We start from the raw sequence: 537 nt of genomic DNA, 5'->3' as shown, positions 1-537 counted from the left end.
CACATCGCTGTCGTTGCCCAGCACGTTGCCGGTGGCCGAACTGTCTTCGGCCACGCTGTTGCTATCGGCGGCCAGAACGGACGCATCGTCCACCGGCGTGACACTGCCGAAGCTCAGCTCACCGGTATCAGTGGCAGTGCCGTCGGTGACGGTGTAGGTCGCGGTCGGCACCGGGCCGTTGTAGTTCGGGGCCGGGGTGAAGGTGAAGCTGCCGTCGCTGTTGATCACCAGGGTGCCGACGCCGCTCAGGGTGGCGGTCTGGCCAGCTGAATAGGTGGTTCCGCCCACTTCGAATTGGGTGACGGTGAGGGAATCGGCTTCTACGTCGCTGTCGTTGGACAGGACGTTGCCGCTGGCCGGGGTGTCCTCGGTTACTGGGACCGGGCCATCGTTGGTCGCGACGGGCGCATCGTTCACCGGGGTGACGGTGATATCCAGCGTCGAGCTGCCGCCGGTATTGGTGGTGTAGGTGACCTGCGGAAGCGCACCGTTCCAGTTGGCTTCCGGGGTGAAGGTGTAGGTGCCGTTGGCGTTGAT

At 64.8% G+C, this 537-nt stretch carries 1 protein-coding gene; it reads right to left on the bottom strand.

What is annotated here, in order from left to right:
- The coding region (locus tag E8E95_RS00095) for an Ig-like domain-containing protein (RefSeq protein WP_280347132.1) at positions 1-537 on the bottom strand (537 nt) is incomplete at both ends.

This window comes from Pseudomonas sp. BN414 (assembly GCF_029871275.1).
In the GTDB taxonomy this organism is placed as follows: Bacteria; Pseudomonadota; Gammaproteobacteria; order Pseudomonadales; family Pseudomonadaceae; genus Metapseudomonas; species Metapseudomonas resinovorans_C.
This window is presented reverse-complemented; position numbering and strand designations above follow the sequence as displayed.